The sequence below is a fragment of the Micropruina sp. genome (assembly GCF_027492755.1).
GTDB lineage: Bacteria > Actinomycetota > Actinomycetes > Propionibacteriales > Propionibacteriaceae > Micropruina.
Map to the genome: position 1 here is coordinate 1,304 of NZ_JAPUED010000214.1, position 2,238 is coordinate 3,541.

The 2,238-nt window shown below is 68.1% G+C and carries 2 protein-coding genes; both read left to right on the top strand.

Annotation, left to right across the window (positions count from 1 at the left end; all coding sequences use genetic code 11):
- A partial coding sequence (locus Q0066_RS14880) for a methylmalonyl-CoA mutase family protein (RefSeq protein WP_298134302.1) occupies positions 1-1,839 on the top strand: 1,839 nt, incomplete at its 5' end.
- Between the two features lie 38 nt (positions 1,840-1,877).
- Positions 1,878-2,238 (top strand): helix-turn-helix transcriptional regulator (locus Q0066_RS14885; protein WP_298134305.1); only part of this gene is annotated, 361 nt, incomplete at its 3' end.

A 2,238-nucleotide genomic window follows, 5' to 3' on the forward strand; every position in this document is an offset into this window, starting at 1 on the left:
GGGGCGATCATTCCGCGTGGCAAGGAGCGATACCTGGCCGATGTGGCGGAGACGATCCGCGACTACCACGCCACCACCGCGAGCCTGGTGGACGCCGTGCGCCGCCACGAGCAGGTGGAGGCCGTCGCCGCGCTGCTCGACGACCCAACTCCGCTGAGTGCTCTGCGCACCGAGTTGCCGACCGAGGCGTCCGGACTGTTGGACGCCTGGCGCGCCCACTCCGAGACCGAGCGGCCGACCGCCGAGACGCTGTCCGGCCTGACCCTGCCGCGGGTGGCGCTGCCGCCGTCCGGAACAGAGGCTGGGGAGCTCGTCCGCTACCTGCGCAAGGAGAACCGTCCGGGCAGCTTCCCGTTCACCGCTGGCGTGTTCCCGCTGAAGCGGTCGGGGGAGCGTCCGACCCGGATGTTCGCCGGCGAGGGGGACGCCGCGCGCACCAACCGGCGCTTCCACCTGCTGGCCGCGGGGCAGCCGTCCACCCGGTTGTCGACCGCCTTCGACTCGGTCACCCTCTACGGACGCGACCCTGCCCGACAGCCCGACATCTACGGCAAGGTCGGCACCTCGGGGGTGTCCATCGCGACCCTGGACGACATGCGCGACCTGTTCGCCGGCTTCGACCTGGCCGACGATTCGACCTCGGTGTCGATGACCATCAACGGTCCGGCGCCGACCATTCTGGCGATGTTCCTGAACGCTGCGATCGACCAGGCCGGCGACCCCGAGGTGGTGCGCAAGGTGCGTGGCACCGTCCAGGCCGACATCCTCAAAGAGGACCAAGGGCAGAACACCTGCCTGTTCTCGATCGACTTCTCACTACGGGCGATGGCCGATGTGCAGGAGTGGTTCATCGAACACGGGGTGAAGCGCTTCTATTCGGTGTCGATCAGCGGCTATCACATCGCCGAGGCCGGGGCGAACCCGATCACCCAGCTGGCGCTGACCCTGGCCAACGGGTTCACCTACGTCGAGGCGTACCTGGCCCGCGGCATGGCGATCGACGATTTCGCGCCCAACCTGTCCTTCTTCTTCTCCAACGGCATGGACGCCGAATACTCGGTGATCGGACGGGTCGCCCGTCGGATCTGGGCGGTTGCGCTGCGCGACCGGTATGGCGCCGGCGAGCGGGCGCAAAAGCTGAAGTACCACATCCAGACCTCGGGTCGGTCGCTGCATGCCGCCGAGATGGAGTTCAACGACATCCGGACGACGCTGCAGGCCCTCTGCGCGTTCTACGACAGCGCCAACAGCCTGCACACCAACGCCTACGACGAGGCGGTCACCACGCCGTCGCCGGCGTCGGTGCGGCGGGCGCTGGCGATCCAGCTGATCATCGACAGCGAATGGGGGCTGGCCGCGGTGGACAACCCGCTGCAGGGGTCGTATCTGATCGAGCAGCTCACCGACCTGGTCGAAGAGGCGGTGCTGGCCGAGTTCGACCGGATCGCCGACCGCGGCGGCGTCCTGGGTGCGATGGAGACCGGCTATCAGCGTGGGTTGATCCAGGACGAATCGATGCTCTACGAGGCGCGTAAACACGACGGCACGCTGCCGATCATCGGCGTCAACACCTTCATTGACGCCGACGCCGAGGCGTCCGTGCCCACCGTGCTGGCCCGCGGCACCACCGAAGAGAAGGAGTCCCAGTTGGCCCGGCTGGCAGACTTCCACGCCCGGCACGCCGACGAGGCCCCTGCTGCACTCGCCCGGTTGAAAGAGGTGGCACTGACCGGCGGCAACGTCTTCGACGAACTGATGCGCACAGTCCGCGTCGCCTCCCTCGGCCAGATCACCGACGCCTTCTTCGAGGTCGGCGGACGCTACCGCCGCACCATGTGACCCTGGGGGGATCCGGGTGCGTGTGCCACCCTGGGAGCATGACTCCCGACGACCTGGTGCGCTTGCGCCGGGCCCGCGACCGGATGGACCGCGACTTCGCCGAGCCGTTGGACGTCCCACAGTTGGCCCGCGAGTCGCTGATGTCGGTCGGGCACTTCCAGCGGTCGTTCAAGGAGGCCTTCGGCGAAACCCCGTACGCGTGGCTGATGACCCGCCGGATCGAACGCGCCATGGCGCTGTTCCGCAACACCGACAGGTCGGTCACCGACGTGTGCATGGAGGTCGGCTGTACGTCGCTCGGCTCATTCAGCAGCCGGTTCACGGAACTGGTGGGGGAGACCCCCAGCGCCTACCGCAGCCGTTCCCACGACGACCTGCGCGGCATTCCGAGTTGCATCG